The 453-nt window shown below is 32.7% G+C and carries 1 protein-coding gene and 1 pseudogene; both read left to right on the top strand.

Annotated features, from left to right (window positions below):
* A pseudogene (locus LS72_RS10600) lies at positions 1–205 on the top strand (hypothetical protein); the annotation flags it as partial.
* A partial coding sequence (locus LS72_RS10595) for a TraC family protein (RefSeq protein ID WP_138155366.1) occupies positions 202–453 on the top strand: 252 nt, incomplete at its 3' end. The pseudogene LS72_RS10600 and the gene LS72_RS10595, both read left to right, overlap by 4 nt.

Below are 453 nucleotides of genomic sequence, written 5' to 3'. Positions count from 1 at the left end.
TGTAGAGCTTCCCAATAATATGCCTTTATACAGGCAACCATTGTTTGCTCAAATTGTAATATTCCCATTTGTAAGCAAGGATGGAAACTATCACGGTTACAGCGAATCTTGGATTAAGATTAAGGAGGGTGAATTTGTATTAAGCGACGCAGGAGCAGAAACGAACAAAGAGAGAATGTTTGATTATAATGAGGCTGGAAAATGAGATTAGGAGAGATTCAGAGTAAATTAAAAGAATCTAAAGAGAAGCTACAAGCCACCAAAGAATCCCTAAATATACAAAAGGAAAATATCTTTAAAAAAGTTATAAAACCTTTTGATGATTTAACTTCCTTACCAACAGCAATTTTTAATAATATTTTTAAGCGTTATAGACTTTCAGATTTCTTGCCCTACCTATGCTATGACAAAGAGGAGAAAATTTATATTAATAACGATAACTCTTATGGAGCT

Origin of the sequence: Helicobacter apodemus (assembly GCF_000765745.2) — a bacterium.
In the GTDB taxonomy this organism is placed as follows: Bacteria; Campylobacterota; Campylobacteria; order Campylobacterales; family Helicobacteraceae; genus Helicobacter_D; species Helicobacter_D apodemus.
The sequence above is the reverse complement of the archived record's forward strand: the minus strand, read 5'-3'. Positions and strand labels throughout refer to the sequence as shown.